The organism is Rathayibacter sp. AC182 (genome assembly GCF_979253875.1).
The window spans coordinates 517,924-538,586 of the sequence record NZ_CEEDEK010000003.1; the positions used below are offsets into that span (position 1 = coordinate 517,924).

Sequence of the window (20,663 nt, forward strand, 5' to 3'; positions counted from 1 at the left end):
CGACGCGCGTCGACCGCGGCCGCGATGCGGCGGACGAGGTGCTCTCGTCGACGACCGCCTTGCCGTCGAGGTGCCCGCACCGCTTCGGGATTGACCTGGTCCTCGATGTGCAGACCGGCGACTCCAGCGTCCTCGAGCATCTGCACGGTGCGGGCGACGTTCAGCGGCTCGCCGAAGCCCGTGTCGGCGTCGACCAGGACGGGCAGGTCGGTCATCCGGGCGATCTGCTGCCCGCGATCTGCCACCTCCGACAGTGTCGTGAGACCGATGTCCGGCAGTCCGAGCTCGGCCGACAGCACCGCCCCCGACACGTAGACGCCGTCGAAGCCCTTCTCCTGGATCAGGCGGGCCGACAGCGGGGTGAACGCGCCGGGCAGCTGGAGCAGCTCGCCCGTGGCCAGACGCTCGCGGAAGAGCCGGCGCTTGTCGGCGGGGGTCCGGGTCGAGTGCAGCAACGGAGGTCCTTCCTCAGCGGGCCGTGCTCCGGCCCTGTCCTCGAATCTATACACCTCCCGCGATCCGGGGGCCGGGACCACGGGACCGGTCGGGAGGCGTCGCGTAGCCTGGACGGGTCATGCTGCTCTTCGAGGACCTCCACCCCGAATCCCGTCTCCGCCACCATCTCGTTCTTCGACACCCCCGTCTTCTGGAAGAGCGTCGCGGTCCTCGCGATCGTGCTCGGGGCCCTGATCGCCAGGGTCATCGCGCACTTCCTCGTCGGCCGCGTCGTCGACCAGATCGTCTCGGGCGTGAAGAGGCGCCAGCGCGTCGAGGACACCCAGTCGATCGCGGCCTCGCCGCTCGCCGCCGTCCGCGTCGTGCAGCGCACCCGCACCCTCGGCTCGATCCTGAACAACATCAGCTCGATCCTGATCGTCGTCATCGCGCTTGTGATGATCGTCAACACGATCGACCAATCGCTGATCGGCTCGTTCGCCCTGCTGACCGCGGCGCTCGGCGCCGGCCTGGGCTTCGGCGCCCAGAACATCGTCAAGGACGTGCTCAACGGCCTGTTCATGGTCGCGGAGGATCAGCTCGGCGTGGGAGACGTCGGACACGGGGCGAGGCGACCGGAGTCGTCGAGGCCGTGGGCGTCCGCATCACGCAGATCCGCGACGTCAACGGCAGCACTGTGGTTCGTCCGCAACGGCGAGATCACGGGTCGGCAACATGTCGCAGGGCTGGTCGCGCGTCATCATCGATCTCGCCGTGCCGTACGAGACGGATCTGGAGCAGGTGCAGAGCACCGTCCTGGCCACAGCGAACGAACTCGCGGCCAGCAGCCGCTGGCGCGCGCATCATCGACAAGCCCGAGCTCTGGGGCCTGGAGTCGATCGCCGACGACGCCCTCGTGGTGCGCCTCGGTGATCAAGACGCGCACGACCGCCAAGGACGACGTCGCGCGCGAGCTGCGACTGCGGCTGAAGCGGGCGCTCGACGCCCTCGACGTGAAGCTGCCGTCGCTGAACGCTGTCGTGCTGAGCGGCTTCGAGGCGACCAGCGTCGGCGGTGCGAAGCCGCCGCGGACCACCCCGTCGCCCACCGTCACCACGAGCACGGCAAGCCCGTCCGGCTCCCCGCGCTTCGCGCCCGCGTCCCCCCGCGACGGCGACGCCACCCCGACGGAAGGACCCCGCTCGTGAGCGGACTGCAGATCGGCGGCACACCACCGCTCCGGAGCTTCTGGGAGCACGTGGGCGGCCGTCCGACCTTCGAGCGCCTGGTGCGCCGGTTCTACGAGGGCGTGCGCGAGGACGACGTGCTCTGGCCGATGTACCCCGAGCACGACCTCGAGGGGGCGATCCAGCGCCTGACCGGCTTCCTCGAGCAGTACTGGGGCGGGCCGACGGCCTACAGCCAGGAGCGCGGGCACCCGCGGCTGAGGATGCGCCATCAGCCGTTCCGCGTGAATCCGGAGGCCCGCGATCGGTGGCTCCTGCACATGCGCGTCGCGGTCGACGAGCTCGAGCTGGCACCGGCGGACGACGCTCTGCTGTGGGACTACCTGGAGCGCGCCGCCGCACGCCATGGTCAACACCTTCGAGGAGTAGGCCGGACTACGCGGGGGTGCGGACCAGCACCATGCCCCCGACGCGAGGCGAGGCGCCGCCACGGACCGCTCTCGAGAAGGGCGACCGGGTCGTCGGCACCGAGGAAGCCCAGCGCGAAGAGCGCGAAGGCAGCGCCGGCCGGCACGTCCTCCAGCCCGTCGAGCGGTCGTCCCCAGACCGAGGAGCGCACGCGGCCGACGATCTGCTCACCGGTCGCCGAGCCCACGGCCGCCGCGATCTCGTCGATGCCGTCGCGCGCCACCTTCGAGGAACACCGGATCGACCGGCTCCCGTCGCAGCCAGCCGCCGCGGGGCGGCGCGATGCCGGCCCAGGCGCCCGCGGTCGCGTCGTCGCCGTCGGGCAGCGTCACCGGCTTGCCGTCGGCTCCGCCCGGCTCCCACTGCAGGCGCGCGAGGCGGTCCGAGAGGGCGCGGATCGGGATCACCCGGTCGAAGCCGGCGGGCTGCTCGAGCGCGAACACGCGGAGCCCGAGGACCGTCGAGGAGCGGTCGAGGATCCCGCGGGGCTGCAGGATCGCGGTGTAGGCGGCCAGGACGTGATCGTCGGCGACGAGCCGCACCGCGCCGTCGTCGACGCGGGCGGATCGGCCGAGGAAGACCCGCAGATCCGAGAGGCTGGGCGGATCGGCGAGGGAGAAGGACGCAGTCATCGCATCGATAAACTCTACCTCGCCGCTCGACCCACCCGCCGACATCCGGAGGCACCGTGCCCGATCCCCCGTCCTCGTTCCTCACCGCGCTCGATCTGACGGACACGGGGGCGCGGACCAGCGAGGACATCTTCACGGGTCCGTCGCAGTGGATGCCCGAGGGGCGCGTCTTCGGGGGCCAGGTCCTCGCGCAGTCGCTGATCGCGGCCGGTCGGACCGTCCAGGAGCGCAGCGTGCACTCGATGCACGGCTACTTCCTCCGTCCCGGCGATGTGAACCTCCCCCATCACCTTCTCGGTCGACCGGATCCACGACGGACGCTCGTTCTGCACCCGGCGCACGCAGGCCTACCAGAACGGTGCGCCGATCCTCTCGATGATCGCGTCCTTCCAGACGGAGGACGAAGGGCTGGACCACCAGGCCCTCGATGCCCGAGGGCGTGCCCGATCTCGAGTCGCTCCCGAGCACGGCCGACGTCCTGGCGGGCGTCGACCACCCGGTCGGCAGCTTCTGGGCGACCCAGCGGCCGTTCGACGTGCGTCACGTCGAGCAGCCCGTCTACCTGCGCGCCGACCTGGATCGCGTCGCGCACCCAGAGCGTCTGGATGCGCTCCTCGGCGCGCTGCCGGACGACCCGATGCTGCACCGCGCGGCTCTCGCGTACGCGAGCGACTACACGATCCTGGAGTCGACCCTCCGTCGGCACGGCGCGGCGTGGGTCACCCCGGGGTTGCGGATCGCCAGCCTGGACCACGCGATGTGGTGGCACCGTCCGGCCCGGGTCGACGAGTGGCTGCTCTACGTCCAGGAGGCGCCCAGCGCATCGGGCGGCCGAGGGCTCTCGCTCGGCCGCATCTACTCCCGCAACGGCCTGCTTGTCGCGAGCGTCGCCCAGGAGGGCATGGTGCGCGTCCCGCTGCACTGAGCGGGACGCGCGCGCTCAGCCGCGCTTCGAGAACTGCGCGGGCTCGTCGACGTACGGCGCCCAGACCTCGCGCAGCTCGTCGGGGATGCGCTCCGGCCGTCCGGTCGCCGCGGTCACCATGACGAGCGTGGTCGCGGCCTTGGTGTAGAGCACCCGGGGCTCGACGCCGGCGGGCGAGTACAGCTCGTAGCAGATCTCGAGGCTGGCGCCTCCCATCCGCCCGATCCACATCTCGATGTCGAGCGGGGCACGCATGTACCGGGATCGGAGCGAGGTACTCGATCTCCTGACGGGCGATCAGGCTGATCGTGTGCGCGCCGGGTCGCGCATCGAGCACCGCCGTCGCCATCCCCGCCGTGCCCGGGGAGTCCGGCCGCCAGAAGGCCTGGATGCGCGCCTCCTCGAGCAGGCGCAGCATCTCGGCGTTGTTGACGTGCGCGTAGGCGTCGAAGTCCGACCAGCGCAGGGGGATGGCGACGTGCAGGCGCATCAGTCGCGCGTGAGCTTGCGGTAGGCGGAGCGGTGCGGCTTCGGCGGGCGTCGGGGCCGAGGCGCTCGATCTTGTTCTCCTCGTACGCCTCGAAGTTGCCCTCGAACCAGTACCAGTTCGCCGGGTCCTCCTCCGTGCCCTCGTAGGACAGGATGTGGGTCGCGATCCGGTCCAGGAACCACCGGTCGTGGGTGATGACCACGGCGCAGCCCGGGAACTCCAGCAGAGCGTTCTCGAGGCTGCCCAGGGTCTCGACGTCGAGGTCGTTGGTGGGCTCGTCGAGCAGGAGCAGGTTGCCTCCCTGCTTGAGGGTCAGCGCGAGATTGAGGCGGTTGCGCTCTCCACCGGAGAGGACGCCCGCCTTCTTCTGCTGGTCCGGGCCCTTGAAGCCGAACTGCGAGACGTAGGCGCGCGAGGGGATCTCGGTCTTCCCGACCGTGATGTAGTCGTGCCCGTCCGAGACGACCTCCCACAGGTTCTTGTTGGGGTCGATGCCGCCGCGGCTCTGGTCGACGTACGAGATGTCGACCGTCTCGCCGATCTTCAGGTCGCCGCCGTCGAGGGGCTCGAAGCCGACGATCGTCTTGAAGAGCGTCGTCTTGCCCACGCCGTTCGGGCCGATGACGCGCGACGATGCCGTTGCGCGGGAGGGTGAAGCTGAGGTCTGTCGATGAGCACGCGCTCGCCGAACGACTTGTGCAGCTTCTTCGCGTCGATGACCTGCGCGCCGAGGCGGGGCCCGACGGGGATCACGATCTCCTCGAAGTCGAGCACGCGCACGTCTTCTCGGCCTCCGACGCCATCTCCTCGTAGCGGGCGAGGCGCGCCTTGGACTTGGCCTGACGGCCCTTCGCGTTGCTGCGGACCCACTCGAGTTCGGTGGTGAGGCGCTTGGCGAGCTTGGCGTCCTTCTTGCCCTGGACCTCCAGGCGAGCGCGCTTCTTCTCGAGCGTAGGTCGAGTAGTTGCCCTCGTAGGGGTAGAGGTGGCCGCGGTCGACCTCGGCGATCCACTCCGCGACGTTGTCGAGGAAGTACCGGTCGTGGGTCACGGCCAGGACGGCGCCGGGGTACTCGACAGGAACTGCTCGAGCCAGAGCACGCTCTCGGCGTCGAGGTGGTTGGTGGGCTCGTCGAGCAGCAGCAGGTCGGGCTTCTGCAGGAGGAGCTTGGTCAGCGCCACTCGGCGCTTCTCGCCTCCGGAGAGGTTCGTGACGACCGAGTCGCCCGGGGGCGTGCGCAGTGCGTCCATCGCCCGCTCGAGCTGGGAGTCGAGGTCCCACGCGTCGGCGGCGTCGATGGCCTCCTCGGAGGGTCCCCATCTCGGCCAGCAGAGTGTCGAAGTCGGCGTCCGGATCGGCCATGGCCAGCGAGATCTCGTTGAACCGGTCGATCTTGCCCTTGATCTCGCCCACGCCCTCCTGGACGTTCTCGAGCACGGTCTTCGTCTCGTCGAGCTCGGGCTCCTGCACGAGGATGCCGACGGAGTAGCCCGGGCTCAGCCGCGCTCGCCGTTGCTCGGGGTGTCGAGCCCGGCCATGATCTTGAGGATCGTCGACTTGCCGGCGCCGTTCGGGCCGACCACGCCGATCTTCGCGCCCGGCAGGAACGACATCGTGACGTCGTCCAGGATCAGCTTGTCGCCGACCGCCTTGCGGGCGCGCACCATCGAGTGAAATGTATTCGGCCACTTCTGTCCCTCAACCGCTCGTACGTTCTCGGAGCCCCGCGTTCCGCCGGACCCACCCCGTGACCGGGAGATCCTCGGCCGGACGTCGGCCTCCGTTCGTCAGCGCGCGCAGGCGTGACCGAGGCCCGGGCCGACTCCAGGTACCGGCTGGGAGCGCGCGGATCAGCCCTGGAGCGGACCGTCCGACCGACCCGGAGCAGGCGCCCGTGGCGATGGTGCCGCGACGACGGCGTGGACCCCCGTCGCTCTTGGGCCCGTACCGCCCGAGGAGGCACGACTCGCCCAGCCTCACCGAGACGACGACGGTGTCCGCATCCAGGCCGATCGACGTCTCGTCGGCGGTGAGCTGCATCGATCTTCGCGAAGCCGCCGGCGACGAGAGCATCCACGACACTCGTGCCGGGCGCCTCGGCGTCCGCCGCGACGACCGCGTCGATGACCTGCTCGGAGTGGAGGTTCTCCTCGGCGGTGCCGCCGGGGACGAGCGCCGCGGCCGCGGGCGCCTGCGGGGCCTCGCTCGTCGACTGCGGCGAGGACGACCCCGAGGGCCGCTCGGGGCGGCCGGTGCGGTAGGCCCGCCAGGAGCAGACCGGCCGCGACGACGCGCGAAACGGCCCGATCGGCGACCGCGATCCGTGCGCTCACTCGGCTCCCTCCGACGGCTGCGCATCTCGCGCCGGACGCACCGCTCAGAACGGGGCGTCCGACCGATTCTACCGAGGGCTCGGTCGGGAGAGGTCGCCGCTCCCCAGTCCCCGCCCGCCGGCTCCTCCGGCCGCCTTCGGCGCCTCCTCGCTCCACGCTTCGGGAGCCGTGGAGCGGCCACCGGAGCCGAGCGCCCGACCGTCTTGGTGTACCGCGTCGTCCCCCAGGCGAGGTCGTGGCCGATGCCCTCGGCCGTCAGCGCGACGTCGGTCCCCGACCTGCCCCCGCTCTCCCAGGAGCGCACGGTGAGCCGGCCGGTGACGACCACGCGGTCGCCGCGGGCGAGTGAGGCGAGCGCGTTGCCCGCCAGCCCGTTGAAGGCGTTGACCGTGTACCAGTTCGTCGCGCCGTCGACCCAGCGCTGCTCGGCGCGGTCGTAGCGGCGCTGCGCCGAGGCGAGGCGGAAGCTCGCCATCGTCGTGCCGTTCGCGGTGTCGATGCTGCGCGGATCGGTGCCGATGACTCCGGATGAGCGTGAGGGTGTCGGTCATGGTGTCCTCGTCGGTGGTCGCGGTCGCGACCGGAGCGGCACCCGGGCGGAGGGCTGGTACCGCCCGGATGCCGTGAGGACAGTGTCGTGACGACGGGCCCGCCTCCGAGGAACGGGCCCGTTCTGAGTAAGCGGCGGGATCAGCGCCTGGGGAGGACCGCTAGGAGGCGGTGATGTACTTCGAGTACGACTTGCGGATCTTGTTCACCTTGGGGAGGGCGACGGCGAGGCAGTAGCCCTGGCCCGGGTTCTTGGCAAGAAGTCCTGGTGGTAGTCCTCGGCCGGGTAGTAGACGGAGCGGCGAGATCTCGGTGACGATCGAGCCGTCCCACCACTCCGACGCGCGGTCGCGGGCGGCCTCGAACAGTTCTCTCCTCGTCGGTGGAGTAGTACATGGCCGACCGGTACTGGGTTCCGACGTCGTTGCCCTGGCGGTTGAGCTGACGCGGGTCGTGGAGGGTGAAGAAGACGTCCAGGATCACCTGCTCCGGGATGACGTCCGGGTCGAACGTGACGGCGACGGCCTCGGCGTGGCCGGTGCGGCCCGTGCAGACGTCCTCGTAGTCGGGATCGACGGTGGATCCGCCGGTGTAGCCGGAGACGACGTCGCTCACCCCGTCGAGGACGCGGTAGACGGCGTCGAGGCACCAGAAGCATCCTCCGGCGAGTACGAATGTGCGCATGTGCGTGTGACTCACTTCGTCGCGGCGACGCGTCCGGGGCGCCGGGCGCGTCACCTGAGTAAACACCCTGCGCGTCGAGGCATTCCGCGGCCGCGGGCGGCTGGCATAGAGTCCGAGTGAGCTACGACGCCGCCCCCGACCGCTACGACGCCATGGACTACCGACGCGTGGGACGGAGCGGGCTCAAGCTGCCCGCTCTCTCGGCCTCTGGCACAACTTCGGATCCGACCGCCCCCTCGACACCCAGCGCGCGATCCTGCGCCGCGCCTTCGATCTGGGCATCACCCACTTCGATCTGGCCAACAACTACGGCCCGCCCTACGGCGCCGCCGAGACCGCCTTCGGCCGGATCTTCGCCGAGGACCTGCGCCCCTACCGCGACGAGATCGTCCTCTCGTCCAAGGCCGGCTACGACATGCGGCCCGGCCCGTACGGCGACGGGGGCTCGCGCAGTACCTGCCTCTCCTCGATCAGAGCCTCGAGCGCCTCGGCGTGGACTACGTCGACGTCTTCTACTCGCACCGCCCGGATCCCGAGACGCCGATCGAGGAGACCATGGGGGCGCTCGCCTCCGCCGTCCAGCAGGGCAAGGCCCTGTACGTCGGCATCTCGAACTACGACCCGGAGCAGACCCGTGCCGCCGAGGCCGCTCTCGCAGCCAGCGGGGTGCCCCTCCTGATCCACCAGCCCCGCTACTCCATGTTCGACCGGCACATCGAGGACGGCCTCTTCCCCGTCCTCGACGAGCTCGGCACCGGGTGCATCGTGTTCTCCCCGCTGGCGCAGGGTCTCCTGACGGACCGCTCACCTCGACGGGACCGTTCCGGACGGATCGCGCGCCGCGACCTCGCGCTTCCTCTCCTCGGACCGGATCGACGAGGACTACCTCGCCCGTGCGCGCGGGCTGAACGCGATCGCGGAGGGTCGCGGCCAGACGCTCGCGCAGCTCGCGCTGAGCTGGGTCCTCCGGGTGCCGACGGTGACGAGCGCGGTGATCGGCGCCTCGAGCGTCGCGCAACTCGAGCAGAACGTCGCCGCCCTGGCAGCCGGGCCGCTGACCGACTCCGAGACCGCCGCGATCGAGGAGTTCGCCGTGCACGGGACCGCTCTGCGCTGATCCCCGGGGACCGGCGGGGATGTCGGTGGTCGCTCGTAGTCTGCGAGAGCACCTCGGCCGGTGGGTGCTCCCCGATCCGAGCAGGAGGAACCGATGTCCCTGTCCGCTCTGCACGCGACCCGCACTCCCCTCGAGGCTGACCAGGGTGAACCGGGCGCCTCTGGCGGGTGAGCACCGCCTCCGGCGCGATCGTCGGCCACATCGAGCTGGTCGACGATCCGCAGGGCGAGAAGTACCGCGCGCGACTGCTGCGAGCGGGGATGCCCGCCGGCGCCCAGCTGGGCGAGTTCTGGAGCGTCGATGACGCGATCGAGGTCTTCCGGGTCGCATGATCCGGCCGATCGGCGGGCGGTCGGCGGCGATGGCCCGCCGTTGCAGGGTCGGGCTAACGTTCGGCATGCAGTGGTGGAACGAATTCGTGAACTGGATCCAGACGACGGACGGGCACCGGTCGGGTTCCTCGCCGCGATCATCCTGCTCGCGGTGGTGATCGGAGTGGTCATCACGGCGGCCGTCTTCCGGGCGTCCATCGCCAGGTTGATCCGGCAGCAGGAGCACGAGCGCAAGAACGCGGTCATCGCGACTCTCATCGATGCCGCCGTGGATGCCTCCGCCTGGAACGTGCTCAGCCAGTCGGAGCGCATCCTGAGTGACCGCGCGTCGGCCCAGGCCGAGACGCATCTGCGCCTGCTCCCCATCAAGGGCTCCGGAGTCGCGGCCAACTGGGCCGCCCACGAACTCGCCGATCTCAAGCACTCCTCCGCGACGGGCGGCTACCAGACCCAGGCGAGCGTGGGCGAGTTCCGCGATCGTCTCGTCCTGTGGCGCGACAAGCCCGGGCGGGCGCAGGCGTTCCTCGCGGACCTCGAGCGCTGCTGCCGGAGACCTCGAAGGGCGAGACGTCGAAGGGCGAGGCTCCGAAGGCCGCGAGCGCGCCCTCGTCGAACCGTACGGCGGCGCCGGAGCCCGAGAGGACCACTCCGGCCGGTCCCGTGGTCGTCGGATCGACGGAGGGTGCCACCGACTACCAGCGTCCGGTCACGCCGCCCACGATCGTCCTGCCGCCCGCGTCCGAGAACGCCGCGAACGACGAAACGCGCCGACTTCGGCCGATGTCGACCGGCTCGACGTCCCCTCCCGCGAGCGCCCGGTCGGGAGCTCCCGCCGGTCGAGCGCGAGCAGGAGTCCGCTGCACCGACCGCCGCGGTGCCCGCAGACGACGACCGTCCGGACGAGGCCCGCAACACCGCCACCGCGCGTCCGGCGGACTGACCGCCTGCCCCAGAGACGCGGCCCGACCGGAGCGGTCGGGGCCCTTCTTGGTGCGGGTCATACGTCTTCAGCGTGCGCGTCACGTGCACGCGCAACCCGGCCGACCAGTACGGCGAGGGGCGCCGCGATGATCGTCCACGCAACCGCGATTCCAGCGAGAATGGCGAGGAGCAGCATGGTCGTACCTCCGTTCGTTACGTCGTTGTAATTCCGGACACCCCAGACTAGGTGTCCCCAGACAAGCAGAACGGTCAAACCCTCGAAAACACGCCGACGCTGCCCCGGAAATCGCAGTGTGTTAGAGCGCGAAGTGGACTTCACGCCACCCTTCAGGGGGCAGAGCGGCCGCACCCGGCAGCACGGGACGCGGGCGGCCGTCAGACCGGGGTCGGGGCCGCGGCCGAGACGACACGGCGACGCGGACCCTTCGAGCGGTCGCCGCTCGGGGATCCTCGGACCCGGATGATGTGCCCCGGCAGAATCGAACCTGCGGCCAAGAGATTAGAAGGCTCCTGCTCTATCCGCTGAGCTACGGGGGCGTCCGTCCTCCAGAGTACCCGGGGTCGCCCACGAGGACCGCGAGCGACGCGGAGCGGGTCAGCCCTGGACGAGTCCGATGACGCCGACCACGAGAGAGATCGCAGCCAGGCAGCAGCGAGACGCCGATGAGGACCGTGTGGACGCGGAGGAAGCGTCGTCGCGCGCCCCGAGCGTCGCGCGCACGCGGATCCTTGCGGACCCGACGGAGGAACGGCGGCCAGACCACCGCGTTCCACACGGCGTTGGCGATCAGGATCCAGCAGACGAGCGTCATCACGGGAGTCGATCCTACGAGGCGCTCGGAGGCCGCCGTGTCGGCGCCCGCGGATAGACTTCCCGGCATGAGTAGCGCCCCCGACCGTCTTGTGTGGATCGACTGCGAGATGACGGGACTCGACCTCTCGGTCGACGAGCTCGTCGAGATCGCCGTCGTCGTCACCGACTTCGACCTCGAGCCCCTCGACGAGGGCCTCTCGATCGTCATCAAGCCCGACGCGTCCGCGCTGGAGAGCATGGGCGACTTCGTCCGCACCATGCACCGGACCTCGGGCCTGCTCGAGGAGATCCCTCCGGGATGAGCGTGGCCGAGGCCGAGTACCAGGTGCTCGAGTACGTCCTCAAGCACGTGCCGAGCGAGCAGCACGCCCCGCTCGCCGGCAACACCATCGGCACCGACCGCGCGTTCCTCGCCAAGTTCATGCCGCGGCTCGACGGGCACCTGCACTACCGCAATGTCGACGTGTCGACGATCAAGGAGCTCGCCCGCCGCTGGTACCCGCGGATCTACTTCAACGCGCCGAAGAAGCACGGCGGTCACCGCGCCCTCGCCGACATCCTCCGAGAGCACCGGGAGCTCCGCTACTACCGCAAGGCGGCCTTCGTGGCCGAGCCCGGCCGACCACCGCCGACGTGCAGGCCGTCTCGGCCGCCGTCGTGGACGAGTTCGCCTCTCGGATGTAGTAGTCTCGTACAGTTGCTTCGAGAGGGACACCCTCTCGGAACACCGTCCTGGTGGGTATAGCTCAGTTGGCAGAGCGCCTGGTTGTGGTCTAGGAGGTCGCGGGTTCGAGCCCCGTTGCTCACCCCAGGAGGGCCCGGAGTCATCGACTCCGGGCCCTTCTTCTTCAGCAGGAGGCGCCGATGCTCGATCTGGACGAGGACGCGTTCGAGAGCCTCGTGGTCGCCGAGCTCGACGCCCTGCCGGACGACATGGTCGACGGACTCGAGAACGTGGTGCTCGTGGAGGACCGCCCCGAGGACGGGTCCCTCGATCTCCCTCGGCGTCTACGACGGAGTCGCCCTCACCGAGCGCGAGCGCTACGGCTTCGGCGAGATGCCGGACCGCATCGTGCTGTTCCGCGAGCCGCACCTCGCCGCGTGCGCGACCCTGGACGAGTTGCGCGACGAGATCCACGTGACGCTCGTCCACGAGATCGCGCACTTCTACGGCATCGACGACGACCGGCTGCACAAGCTCGGCTGGGCCTGACCGAGCGGGATCAGCCGCTGCTGTCCAGGATCAGGTCGGCACCCTCGTGCGGCCGCTCGCGCTCGCGGTAGCGCCGGAACTGCTCGTCCCACTCGTCCCAGTGCGCCTCGAAGAGCGCACCGTCGCGGCGGAGCGCACGGCGTCGCCGCTCGACGTCGTCCGTCCCGATCCAGAGGGTCAGGTCGGCGACGGCCCTGCTCGCCGTGGACGCGGTACCGCAGCCCTCCACGAGGAGGAGCCGCTCGCGCACCTGCACCGGCCCGCCGGACGTCCCGCTCGCCCAGTTCCAGGGCCGCCACCGCCCTCCTCCGTGGAGCGGTGGGGCGGACGAGCCGACGGGCGACGTCGTCGACGGCTCGCTCCAACCCGGACCATCCCGGGTAGAGGTCGTCCATCCGCACCAGCACCGCGTCGGGCGCTCGCGCACCGCTCGCAGCTGCCCGAGCAGGTCCTGGGCGAAGGTCGACTTGCCCGAGCCGCTCGGGCCGTCGACGAGACGGTCCTCGCGCCGGTCCACGAGACGCCGCGCGAGCGCCGCGCGCGGTCCTCGTCGTCAGGCGCTCAGCCACGGAGCACGAAGCTCCAGGTGCCGGCGACCAGCGCCGCGGTCACGGCGAGGCCGGCGATCGCCACTCCGCCCAGGACCAGCAGCACGTCTCCGCCGCCGAAGCTGGACACCCGGGCCCAGGTCCTGGGCGTCTGCGCTCCGAAGCCCTTCGCCTCCATCGCCGTCGCGAGGCCTGCTCCCCCGCCGGATGGCGAGGACGAGCAGCGAGAACGTGCGACCGGCGAGACTGCGCAAGGCGTGGATCGGACCACGCCCGTCGGCCACTCCGCGCGCGCGACGCGCCATCGACGCGTCCTCCAGTCCTCGACGAGGAGGCCGAGGAGGCCGCATGCCCGCCAGGCCCCCGAGCACAAAACGCGACGGGAGGCGGAGGATCTGCGGCGAGACCGTCCGCGAGGTCGGTCGGGTCGGTGGTCGCGATGAGCAACGACGCTGGGCAGACCGATCGCGAGCACGCGCAGGGTGATGGCCCCTCCGAGCGCCAGCGACCCCTCGGTGACGCTCACGAACAGGAACTCCGCCAGGGACGGCTCCGCTGTCGCGACCGTAGAGGACGGTGGTCATGCCCGCGAGGGCGCGGCGATCAGCACCGGCGCGGTGCGGCGGAGGAGATCGCCGAGGCGCAGCCCCGCGAAGGGCAGGACCAGCAGCTCGAGCGCCAGAGCGGTCGCGGCCGACACCGAGTCGAGGGTGAGGACGAGGACGACCGCGATCACGAGGCTCGCGAGCAGCTTCGCGACGGATTCGCTCGAGCGATCTCGCCCCCGGCGGGGAGCGCCGTGAGGAGCGTCATCGCGGACTCCTTCCTGAGCACCGAGCGGCACGACGGCGTCGGCCAGGGCGCTCACGAGGTGCTCGTCGTGGGTGACGGCGAGGATCGCGCGGCCCTCGGTGCGGAGCTCACAGCAGGTCGATCACCACGTCCCAGGTGCGGCGGTCCTGGCCGAAGGTCGGCTCGTCGAGGACGACGACCGCGGGGCGGCGCACCAGGGCGGAGGCGACGGCGAGCCGGCGCTTCTCGCCCCCGGAGAGGGTGAAGGGGTTGGCATCGGCCAGGGTCGACAGCCCGAGCCGGTCGAGCATCGCGGCCCGGGCGGCGCTCTGACGCGTTCCGCGTGCCCAGGTGGCCCTGCCGCACCCGCGCCGTCAGGAACTGGTGCTCGGGCTCCTGGAAGACCATCGCGACGCGGTCGGCGAGCTCGGCGGAGCGCCAGCGGTGCGGGTAGCCGATGACGCTCCGGCACGCACCGCGTCCGAGGCGACGACCTCCCCGTCGGCGGGCGGCGGGAGCCCGGCGAGCGTGAGTGCGAGCGTCGACTTCCCCTGCTCCGTTGGGGCCCAGCACGGCGGTGACCCGCCCCTCGGCGATCTCGGGATCGAGTCCGGAGGCGATCAGGGGCGGACGGCGCACGCCGGGCGACCGGACGCGCCAGCGCGAGGGCGGAGGTGCGCAACGCGGCCGCGGTGGATCCCACCGGGCCGTCGCGGCGCGCCGGGACCTCCCCCGGCAGCCAGACCGCCGCGAGCGAGCTCGCGCGCGTCGACGAGCACGGTCGCGGGGGCGCCGTCGGCGATCCCGGTTCCGTCCGCACCCAGCACCACGACCTCGGCCGACGAGGTCGATCCAGACGTCCACGCGGTGCTCGACGACGACGAGGGTCGCTCCCGAGCGCTCCGTGTCAAGCCGACGGCGTCGCGCACCTCGCGGACGCCGACCGGATCGAGGTTGGCCGTCGGCTCGTCCAGCAGGAGGCAGCCTCGGTCGCATGGCCAGCACGCTCGGCGAGGGCGAGCCGCTGCTTCTGCCCGCCCGACAGAGCCGGTGTCGAGCGGTCGAGCGGCGTCGAGCCCGACGTCCTCGAGGAGCCTGCCGGACGCGCTCCAGGATCTCGGCCGCGGGGACGCCGAGGTTCTCGCACGCGAAGCCGACGTCGTCGCCCACCCGCGCCAGCACGGCCTGGGTGTCCGGATCCTGCAGCACCAGACTCCGCCATCCCGCGGCGCCGGAGGGGGACTCGCCGTCGAGGGTCAGCTCACCCCGGCGGGCGGCGCCGTCCTCCTCGCCGCCGAGGACTCCGGCGAGAGCGTGCAGGCAGAGTGCTCTTGCCCGCACCGGAGGGGCCGAGGAGCGGCGCGCGCCCCCGGCCCGATCTCGAGGTCGAGCCCGGACACGGCCGGCCGCGAGCGCGCCGGCGATGCCGCCAGCTCCAGCCGCGGGCCGAGACGGCGGCACCGCTCATCGAGCGCCCGCGCCGGCTGCGTCGATCACCACCGCCGCTCGCGCCCCGAGTGCGAAGCGGTCGAGGGCGCCGGAGGCGGCCAGTCCACGGACGGCAGCAGCCAGGGCAGGAGTCCCGCGAGGACGATGCCGGACACGATCGAGGAGACGATGTAGACGGTGTGCGAAGAGGTTCGGCCACACCAAGGCGTACCAGAACCTTGATCAGGTCGCTGATCGCGAGGGCGAGACCCGCACCGGCGCCGGCGAGCAGCGCCACGATCGGCCGACCGCGGTACAGGAAGAGCGCGAAGATGAGCTCGGCGCCCAGTCCCTGGACCAGTCCGGACAGCAGGACCAGGTAGCCCCACTGGGTGCCGATCAGCGCGAGAGACGACCGCGGCGACGAGCTCGGTGTAGAGCGCGGCACCGGGCTTGCGGATGATGAGGCCGCCCAGGACGCCGGCGAAGAGCCAGCCGCCGCCGAGGATCCCGCCGAGTCCGGGGAGGAACTCGAAGGCGAGGCCGAGGACGTTGGTCGCGAGGCCCCAGGCCCAGAGGACGATGCCGCTCGCGACGGCGACGACGCTCGCCACGACGATGTCGACGACGCGCGCCAGCGGAGATCGCGGCGCCGGGTGGTGGGAAGGGTGGAGTTCTGCACTGACGTGCCCTTTTCGTGGAAGCGAATGGAGGGCACCGAGGCGGGAAGGAGGAGATCGAACTGCGCGTTCCTTCCTGCCGGCTGGCATGACCCAGATCGAGAGCAGGTTCCGACGGCTCCGAAGGCTGCGTGCCTTCCAAAAAAAAAAAAAAAAAAAAAAAAAAAAAAAAAAAAAAAAAAAAATACCACAGTCCGGTGCCGCCGGACTCCCGTGTTCCAAGACGTCGGCAATCATGAGCACAGCATGCTGGCTGGAAGGAGAGAGGCGGTGGCGGCGTGGTCGTCAGAAAGGATTCCCACCACACACCTGCTTCCCGTCGTGCTGCTGGTCACCCGCCCCGCGCGCGCTCCCCCGCCGCGCCCGGGGGGGGGGGGGGGGGGGGGGGGGGGGGGGGGGGGGGGGGGGGGGGGGGGGGGGGGGGGGAGTCTGCTTTTTTTTTTTTTTTTTTTTAAAAAAAAAAAAAAAAAAAAAAAAAAAAAAAAAAAAAAAAAAAAAAGGGCTTAACGAACCGGGACGCGCGACACCGGGGTCGGCGTCCCGCTGGCGCTTTCCGAACGACGCTGTCGATGCTGGGCGCACGCGGCGGCCATGCTGCCGCTCGTCTCGTACCACCTCCGTGAGCGGCGAGGAGCGGCGCGCCCTGAAGATCCCCCAGCGTCGGGGAGACGCCTGGATGGCCGGTGAGCCGGTCGCCGTCGTCTACGATCCGCGACGCCGGGCGACGCCGAGCGACTGATCGTCCGGATTCGGCCCGGTACCACCGCGGAAGAAGTGGTTCACCGTGCTCGCCCCTCAGCCCCGCCTGCGCTGAGGACCCGCGACGCCGCTCAGCGCCTGCGCTGAGGACGGCGCGGCCGCCTACTTCTTGAGGGCGCGGACGGGGCGGGCGAGAGCCTTGCCGGTGACCCAGACGAAGGGGATGCCCACGGCCAGGACCGACACGACGTTGGGCTGAAGCGGCGTCCGAGGTCGTCCTTGATGTAGGCCCCGATCGGGACGACGGCACCGCCGCCACCGCCGCCGCCGCCCTCCTGGCCCTCCTCGGAGCCGCTGCCGCCGCCGAATCCGAACCAGCGGAGTGCGACGGGCACCACCGTGGCGCCGTCGACGTCCACGGGCTCCCCGTAGATCGTCGCGGCTCCCGCGGAGGTGACTTTGTCGGCCAGGGACACGGCGATGTTGGGCATGCCCGAACGCTACTCCCGGGCTCGACGGGGGGACAGCACGCCGCGCGGGCCTCGCTCAGGACTCCCCCACCCCGGTCACCGGGGCAGCGGTCCTACTCGACCGGATGCCGCAGCGCCCCCGCCGACGTCACACCCTCTCCGGGCGGCCGTCGTCGTGGGTAAGAGCGCCGTGCTCGCGGCGTTCCTCGCCGTCCATCGGCTGCTGCCGGAGTCGGCGGGCTGGCTCTCCGTGCTCGAGACCGCGATCCCGTGGACCGGCCTCGTCGTCCTCCTGCTGATCACCGCGGCCGTCGGCCTGCGCTCGCGCGCCGCGGGGGCGGCGCTGCCACTGTGCTCGCGACCGTCTACGGCGTGCTCGTGCTGCCGGTGGCCGTGCCCGGCCCCCTCGTGCGCTCGGAGGTTCCTTCACCGTCGTCCAGCCAGAACATCGCCGCGAGCGCGGACGCGGGTGCCCTGAGCCTCGAGCTCGCCTCGCGGGAGCCCGGACGTGATCGCTCTCCAGGAGCTCGACGGCGACGCGCGCGACGCGGTGGACGCGGAGCTGTCCGGGACCTACCCGCACTCCTTCGTCGTCGGCACCGTCGGCGTGTGGAGCCGGGAGGAGCTGTCGAACGCGGAGCCGCTCGACCTCGGGTTGGCGACTGGGACCGCGCCCTCGCCGGTCGGCAAGACGACGGTCGGCTTCGACCCGGCTCTTCGTCGTCCACCTGGCCTCGTTCCGCCTCGGCGACCACGAGGAGCGGGACGTGATGCTCGGCGGACTGGCGGACGTCCTCGCTCAAGGACGAGTCGGAGCGCACCCTGGTGATCGGCGACTTCAACACGGCTCCCGACGACCACCTCCGCCGCGCCGGTCCTCGAGCGGGCGGCACTCGTGCGGATCCTCGGGGATCGGCTTCCCCGCCACGTGGCCCGCGCTGCTCCCGCTCGTGAGCCTCGATCACGCCTCTCGCTCGACGGCGTCGCCGCCTCGACCGTGGAGGTGCTGCCGCCGAGCGGGTCGGACCTGCCGGCCCGTCAGTTCGACGATCGGCTCCGCGTGGCGAGGGTGTCGCTGAGGTCGATCCCCTTCGCCGACTCCGGTGCCGAGCGGGACAGCTGCGATGCAGGACGCACGGCGCCCGGACCTCGAACCGCGCCGCGACTCCGTCGACCGCGAGCTCGGCGGCGCGCCAGTCGTCGAGTCGAGCCCAGGGCGAGGAGAGGCGATCCAGCGTCGCCGCCGACGAGCTGCTCGCCGCGCGCACGCCGATCAGGCGGACCGAAGTCGGCGCAGGGGGTTCGCCGCCTCGAGCAGTGCGCGGACGAGGCCTCGTAGAGCACCCGCGCCACGTCGGTGGCCTCGGGCAGCGTGCGGGACGCCGGGTGAGCGTGCTGAAGTCGCCGAAGCGGACCTTGACGGCGACCGTGCGGCACTGCACGCGCCGGGCGGCGCCAGGCGCACCGCCACCTTGTCGCGCAGTCCGCGGCGGCTGCCGACGCACCAGTTCGGGATCGGCGACGTCGTCGGCGAAGGTGATCTCGTGACCCGCGCTCTTCTCGACCTGGCGGGTGTCGACCGGCCGCGGGTCGACTCCGTTCGAGCAGGACGTGCAGGCCGACGCGCCGGTCGCGTCGCCGAGCGACGCCGGGATCGGCACGGGCGAAGCGGGTCGAGGCGACGTCGGCATCGTCCGCAGTCCGCGCAGGCTTGAGGCGCCTCCGGCGGCGCCCGCTCCGACGCGCCCAGAGCAGCGCTTCACGTGGGAGCGGGTCGAGGAAACTCGCGTGCACGCCGGGTCGGAGGGACGGTCCAGGAGGCCGGTCGGCTTGGAGCGGCCGGAGGCGTAGCTTCGGCGACGAACTTGGTGCCCGCGATGCCGGCGAACGGGTCAGCCCGGAAGCTCGGAGTGCACCCGCTCGCGGATCGCGGTGCCGATCGCGAAGGGCGAGCCGGAGATCCGGCGGGCACCGGCCGCGTCCGAGGGAGGCCTCGTCGATGCTCAGGCGCTCGACCAGCGGGGTGAAGGAGTCGAAGATCGCCATCACGCGACGCGACGCCTCGCGGTAGCGGTCCATGTGCGGTTCGAGGACCACCGCGTGCGGGCACTTGCGGAGGGCGACGGCCATCGGCATCGCGGAGTTCACCCCGAACCGACGCGCGCTCGTAGGTCGCCGCCGTCACGACGGACCGCGAGCCGATGTGCCCGACGATCACCGGGCGGCCGCGGTGATCGGGACGCTCGAGGAGCTCGACCGACGCGAAGAACGCATCCATGTCGATGTGCCATGAGTGCTGGCGCCCGGAGTCGTCGACGGGCTCGATCGTGACCTGCCGCCCGCTGCCGTCCTGTTTGCTCACGTACCGTCCTGCCCCGCTGCGCCGTTCCCTCCTGCCATGCTCGCACGCACCCCCGACATCGTGGACCCGAGCGGTCGGCGACCGCTCCGAGGGAACGAAGCGGGGCCGCCGCCGGTTGTCCCGAGCACCGACGACGACCAGCTCCGGAGAAGACGCGGACGCACGAGCCCGCCTCCCCCACCGCCACCGAGATGAGCCGCTGGCTCGACTCCTCCAGCCTCGCGCCCACGCCGCCTTCGAGAGCCGCCTGGCCGCCGCGTCGAGGACTGGTCCGGCCCGGACTCCCGACACCGAGCGGGACACCCGCGCGCTGGTGCTGCACGTGGTCCGCGAGCAGGCAGCGGGCGCACACGCTCTCTGTCCGGCGGGGACGAGTCCTCCCGATCCGCCTGGAACCCGTCGCCAGCGATCTCCGCAGCGAGTGGACCCGCGTCACCGCCGACGCGCGCGCTCTCCGCCGCGTCCGCCCACCCCGACGCGGTCCTGCGCCTCGGACGCGACTCCGTCACGGCGCCCGAGCTGGTCCGGGAGCAGGTCTCGGACGTCACGATCCACACGTGGGACCTGGCGCGCGCGACCGGGGCGGGGCGAGACCCTCGACGAGGAGCTCGTCGCGGCCGTCTGGGAGCTCTTCGCCCCGCAGGAGGACACCCTGCGGGCCAGTGGAGCTGTTCGCCGCGCCGGTTGCCCGTCGGCGAGGACGCGCTGCCGCAGCGCCGCCCGCTCGCGATCACCGGGCGCGACGACCGCCTCGCAGCCTGAACGCCGCTCCCATCCGCCGCGGGCAGGATGAGGGGGACCACCGCTCGCGCGGACGAGGAGAGGGGCCCAGCGCCCCGACGAGGAGAGGAACGACCATGACACGCGTCGCCGTCATCGGAGCCCACGGCAAGGTCGGGCAGCAGATCCTGCACCTGCTGTACGACGCCGGGCACGAGTCCGTCGGGTGATCCGCAATCCCGAGCACGCCGAGGACATCGTGCGCCTGGGCGGCGAGCCGCTCGTGCACGACCTCGGGCCTCGACGCCGGAGGAGTTCGCCGCACTGCTCGAGGGCGTCGACACCCTCGTCTTCTCGGCCGGCGCCGGCCCGGACTCGGGCATCGAGCGCAAGCGCCGTCGACTTCGGCGCCTCGGTCCTCAGCCAGGAGGCCGCCGCCGCCGCCGGGATCCGCCGCTTCGTGCAGATCAGCGCGATCGGGTGGACGAGCCGCTCGCGGACGACACCGAGGAGGTCTGGCGCGCCTACGTCGAGGCCAAGCGCGACGCCGACACCGCGCTGAAGGCCACCGACCTCGACTGGACGATCCTCCGGCCCGGCGGACTCACGACCGACGAGGGCACCGGCCGCATCGCGCTGGGCGAGGAGGTCGAGCGCGGCAGCATCCCCCGCGAGGACGTCGCCGCCGTCGTGGTCGCCGTCCTCGAGCAGCCGTCCTCGATCGGGCGGACCTGGGAGCTGGTCTCGGGCGACGTGCCCATCGAGGACGCCGTCGCGCAGACCGCCTGACCACTCCGGGCCGGCGTCCGCCCTCGGGGCGGCGCCGGCCCGTGCCTAGAGTGG

Annotated in this window: 16 protein-coding genes, 1 tRNA gene and 14 pseudogenes; 13 read left to right on the top strand and 18 right to left on the bottom strand. The window is 71.5% G+C overall.

Translation table 11 applies throughout. The features are described from left to right. Positions 1-5: 5 nt before the first annotated feature. Positions 6-536, bottom strand: a pseudogene (locus tag AC0CII_RS05700) (isocitrate lyase/PEP mutase family protein); the annotation flags it as partial. Between AC0CII_RS05700 and AC0CII_RS05705 the strand changes: the two are divergent. Continuing rightward, a complete protein-coding gene (locus AC0CII_RS05705) occupies positions 447-1,643 on the top strand; it encodes a mechanosensitive ion channel family protein (protein WP_465229103.1) in 1,197 nt (398 codons plus the stop codon). The pseudogene AC0CII_RS05700 and the gene AC0CII_RS05705 sit on opposite strands and share 90 nt — an antisense overlap. Positions 1,644-1,654: 11 nt before the next feature. Next, positions 1,655-2,051 (top strand): annotated as a pseudogene (locus AC0CII_RS05710) (globin). On the opposite strand, the gene AC0CII_RS05715 reads toward AC0CII_RS05710, so the two are convergent. Both AC0CII_RS05715 and AC0CII_RS05720 read right to left on the bottom strand, forming a co-directional pair. Further along, the gene (locus tag AC0CII_RS05715; protein WP_465228834.1) at positions 2,032-2,277 is read right to left on the bottom strand and encodes a DUF8185 domain-containing protein; all 246 of its coding nucleotides are present in this window, start codon (positions 2,275-2,277) and stop codon (positions 2,032-2,034) included. The pseudogene AC0CII_RS05710 and the gene AC0CII_RS05715 sit on opposite strands and share 20 nt — an antisense overlap. Beyond that, a complete protein-coding gene (locus AC0CII_RS05720; protein WP_465228835.1) occupies positions 2,258-2,767 on the bottom strand; it encodes a DUF8010 domain-containing protein in 510 nt (169 codons plus the stop codon). Before AC0CII_RS05720 ends, AC0CII_RS05715 begins: the two co-directional genes overlap by 20 nt. Before the next feature lie 11 nt (positions 2,768-2,778). On the opposite strand from AC0CII_RS05720, the pseudogene AC0CII_RS05725 reads away from it, so the two are divergent. Next, a pseudogene (locus tag AC0CII_RS05725) lies at positions 2,779-3,647 on the top strand (acyl-CoA thioesterase). 15 nt (positions 3,648-3,662) lie between these two features. Here the strand turns inward: AC0CII_RS05725 and AC0CII_RS05730 are convergent. The 4 genes and pseudogenes from AC0CII_RS05730 to msrA all read right to left on the bottom strand — a co-directional run bounded on the left by AC0CII_RS05730 (position 3,663) and on the right by msrA (position 7,703). Next, positions 3,663-4,137, bottom strand: a pseudogene (locus AC0CII_RS05730) (acyl-CoA thioesterase). Then, a pseudogene (gene ettA / locus AC0CII_RS05735) lies at positions 4,137-5,826 on the bottom strand (energy-dependent translational throttle protein EttA). Before ettA ends, AC0CII_RS05730 begins: the two co-directional pseudogenes overlap by 1 nt. A gap of 9 nt (positions 5,827-5,835) precedes the next feature. Further along, the gene (locus AC0CII_RS05740; protein ID WP_465229063.1) at positions 5,836-6,990 is read right to left on the bottom strand and encodes a single-stranded DNA-binding protein; all 1,155 of its coding nucleotides are present in this window, start codon (positions 6,988-6,990) and stop codon (positions 5,836-5,838) included. Positions 6,991-7,180: 190 nt separating this feature from the next. Beyond that, positions 7,181-7,703: pseudogene (msrA, locus tag AC0CII_RS05745) on the bottom strand (peptide-methionine (S)-S-oxide reductase MsrA). A gap of 116 nt (positions 7,704-7,819) precedes the next feature. Between msrA and AC0CII_RS05750 the strand changes: the two are divergent. The 3 genes and pseudogenes from AC0CII_RS05750 to AC0CII_RS05760 all read left to right on the top strand — a co-directional run bounded on the left by AC0CII_RS05750 (position 7,820) and on the right by AC0CII_RS05760 (position 10,092). Further along, positions 7,820-8,820 (top strand): annotated as a pseudogene (locus AC0CII_RS05750) (aldo/keto reductase). 167 nt (positions 8,821-8,987) lie between these two features. Next, complete coding sequence (locus AC0CII_RS05755; RefSeq protein ID WP_465228836.1) at positions 8,988-9,152, top strand: hypothetical protein; 165 nt, start codon at positions 8,988-8,990, stop codon at positions 9,150-9,152. 70 nt (positions 9,153-9,222) lie between these two features. Then, positions 9,223-10,092 carry a hypothetical protein gene (locus tag AC0CII_RS05760; RefSeq protein ID WP_465228837.1) on the top strand — a complete coding sequence of 290 codons (870 nt, stop codon included), beginning with the start codon at positions 9,223-9,225 and terminating at the stop codon, positions 10,090-10,092. A gap of 529 nt (positions 10,093-10,621) precedes the next feature. Here the strand turns inward: AC0CII_RS05760 and AC0CII_RS05765 are convergent. Next, a complete protein-coding gene (locus tag AC0CII_RS05765) occupies positions 10,622-10,906 on the bottom strand; it encodes an SCO4848 family membrane protein (protein ID WP_465229064.1) in 285 nt (94 codons plus the stop codon). Positions 10,907-10,973: 67 nt separating this feature from the next. Between AC0CII_RS05765 and orn the strand changes: the two are divergent. The 3 genes and pseudogenes from orn (at position 10,974) to AC0CII_RS05780 (ending at position 12,121) form a co-directional block, all read left to right on the top strand. Beyond that, a pseudogene (gene orn / locus AC0CII_RS05770) lies at positions 10,974-11,592 on the top strand (oligoribonuclease). 51 nt (positions 11,593-11,643) lie between these two features. Further along, positions 11,644-11,719, top strand: a tRNA-His gene (locus tag AC0CII_RS05775). Positions 11,720-11,772: 53 nt separating this feature from the next. Then, positions 11,773-12,121, top strand: a pseudogene (locus tag AC0CII_RS05780) (metallopeptidase family protein). 10 nt (positions 12,122-12,131) lie between these two features. Here the strand turns inward: AC0CII_RS05780 and AC0CII_RS05785 are convergent. The 7 genes and pseudogenes from AC0CII_RS05785 to AC0CII_RS05815 all read right to left on the bottom strand — a co-directional run bounded on the left by AC0CII_RS05785 (position 12,132) and on the right by AC0CII_RS05815 (position 16,759). Further along, complete coding sequence (locus tag AC0CII_RS05785; protein WP_465228838.1) at positions 12,132-12,638, bottom strand: nucleoside/nucleotide kinase family protein; 507 nt, start codon at positions 12,636-12,638, stop codon at positions 12,132-12,134. A gap of 44 nt (positions 12,639-12,682) precedes the next feature. Then, positions 12,683-13,195: a hypothetical protein gene (locus AC0CII_RS05790; RefSeq protein WP_465228839.1), complete on the bottom strand. Its 513-nt coding sequence runs from the start codon at positions 13,193-13,195 to the stop codon at positions 12,683-12,685. Between the two features lie 54 nt (positions 13,196-13,249). Next, a complete protein-coding gene (locus AC0CII_RS05795) occupies positions 13,250-13,537 on the bottom strand; it encodes a hypothetical protein (protein ID WP_465228840.1) in 288 nt (95 codons plus the stop codon). Continuing rightward, positions 13,534-14,922, bottom strand: coding sequence for a hypothetical protein (locus AC0CII_RS05800; protein ID WP_465228841.1), 1,389 nt, complete (start codon positions 14,920-14,922; stop codon positions 13,534-13,536). Before AC0CII_RS05800 ends, AC0CII_RS05795 begins: the two co-directional genes overlap by 4 nt. Before the next feature lie 292 nt (positions 14,923-15,214). Beyond that, positions 15,215-15,337 (bottom strand): annotated as a pseudogene (locus AC0CII_RS05805) (ECF transporter S component); the annotation flags it as partial. A 16-nt stretch (positions 15,338-15,353) separates the two neighbouring features. After that, a pseudogene (locus AC0CII_RS05810) lies at positions 15,354-15,806 on the bottom strand (ECF transporter S component); the annotation flags it as partial. Between the two features lie 593 nt (positions 15,807-16,399). Next, positions 16,400-16,759 carry a hypothetical protein gene (locus AC0CII_RS05815; protein WP_465228842.1) on the bottom strand — a complete coding sequence of 120 codons (360 nt, stop codon included), beginning with the start codon at positions 16,757-16,759 and terminating at the stop codon, positions 16,400-16,402. Positions 16,760-16,913: 154 nt separating this feature from the next. Between AC0CII_RS05815 and AC0CII_RS05820 the strand changes: the two genes are divergently transcribed. Together AC0CII_RS05820 and AC0CII_RS05825 are read left to right on the top strand one after the other, a co-directional pair. Next, positions 16,914-17,216 carry a hypothetical protein gene (locus tag AC0CII_RS05820; protein WP_465228843.1) on the top strand — a complete coding sequence of 101 codons (303 nt, stop codon included), beginning with the start codon at positions 16,914-16,916 and terminating at the stop codon, positions 17,214-17,216. A 30-nt stretch (positions 17,217-17,246) separates the two neighbouring features. Then, complete coding sequence (locus AC0CII_RS05825) at positions 17,247-17,567, top strand: hypothetical protein (protein WP_465228844.1); 321 nt, start codon at positions 17,247-17,249, stop codon at positions 17,565-17,567. A gap of 592 nt (positions 17,568-18,159) precedes the next feature. On the opposite strand, the pseudogene AC0CII_RS05830 reads toward AC0CII_RS05825, so the two are convergent. The 3 pseudogenes from AC0CII_RS05830 to AC0CII_RS05840 form a co-directional block, all read right to left on the bottom strand. Beyond that, positions 18,160-18,429: pseudogene (locus tag AC0CII_RS05830) on the bottom strand (hypothetical protein); the annotation flags it as partial. A gap of 352 nt (positions 18,430-18,781) precedes the next feature. Continuing rightward, positions 18,782-18,874: pseudogene (locus AC0CII_RS05835) on the bottom strand (Y-family DNA polymerase); the annotation flags it as partial. Between the two features lie 82 nt (positions 18,875-18,956). Beyond that, a pseudogene (locus AC0CII_RS05840) lies at positions 18,957-19,016 on the bottom strand (hypothetical protein); the annotation flags it as partial. Between the two features lie 1,030 nt (positions 19,017-20,046). On the opposite strand from AC0CII_RS05840, the gene AC0CII_RS05845 reads away from it, so the two are divergent. Both AC0CII_RS05845 and AC0CII_RS05850 read left to right on the top strand, forming a co-directional pair. Continuing rightward, on the top strand, positions 20,047-20,382 hold the full coding sequence (locus tag AC0CII_RS05845; protein WP_465228845.1) for a Rossmann-fold NAD(P)-binding domain-containing protein: 336 nt from the start codon (positions 20,047-20,049) through the stop codon (positions 20,380-20,382). Next, entirely contained in the window at positions 20,301-20,609 is a 309-nt protein-coding gene (locus tag AC0CII_RS05850) for an NAD(P)H-binding protein (RefSeq protein WP_465228846.1), read from the top strand. The genes AC0CII_RS05845 and AC0CII_RS05850 overlap by 82 nt, the downstream gene beginning before the upstream one ends. Positions 20,610-20,663 lie beyond the last annotated feature (54 nt).

Bases quoted from the DNA above. Each gene is read 5' to 3' on its own strand.
- AC0CII_RS05720 (WP_465228835.1), bottom strand. From the start codon at position 2,767: ATGTCGGCGGGTGGGTCGAGCGGCGAGGTAGAGTTTATCGATGCGATG.
- AC0CII_RS05765 (WP_465229064.1), bottom strand. From the start codon at position 10,906: ATGACGCTCGTCTGCTGGATCCTGATCGCCAACGCCGTGTGGAACGCG.
- AC0CII_RS05815 (WP_465228842.1), bottom strand. From the start codon at position 16,759: ATGCCCAACATCGCCGTGTCCCTGGCCGACAAAGTCACCTCCGCGGGA.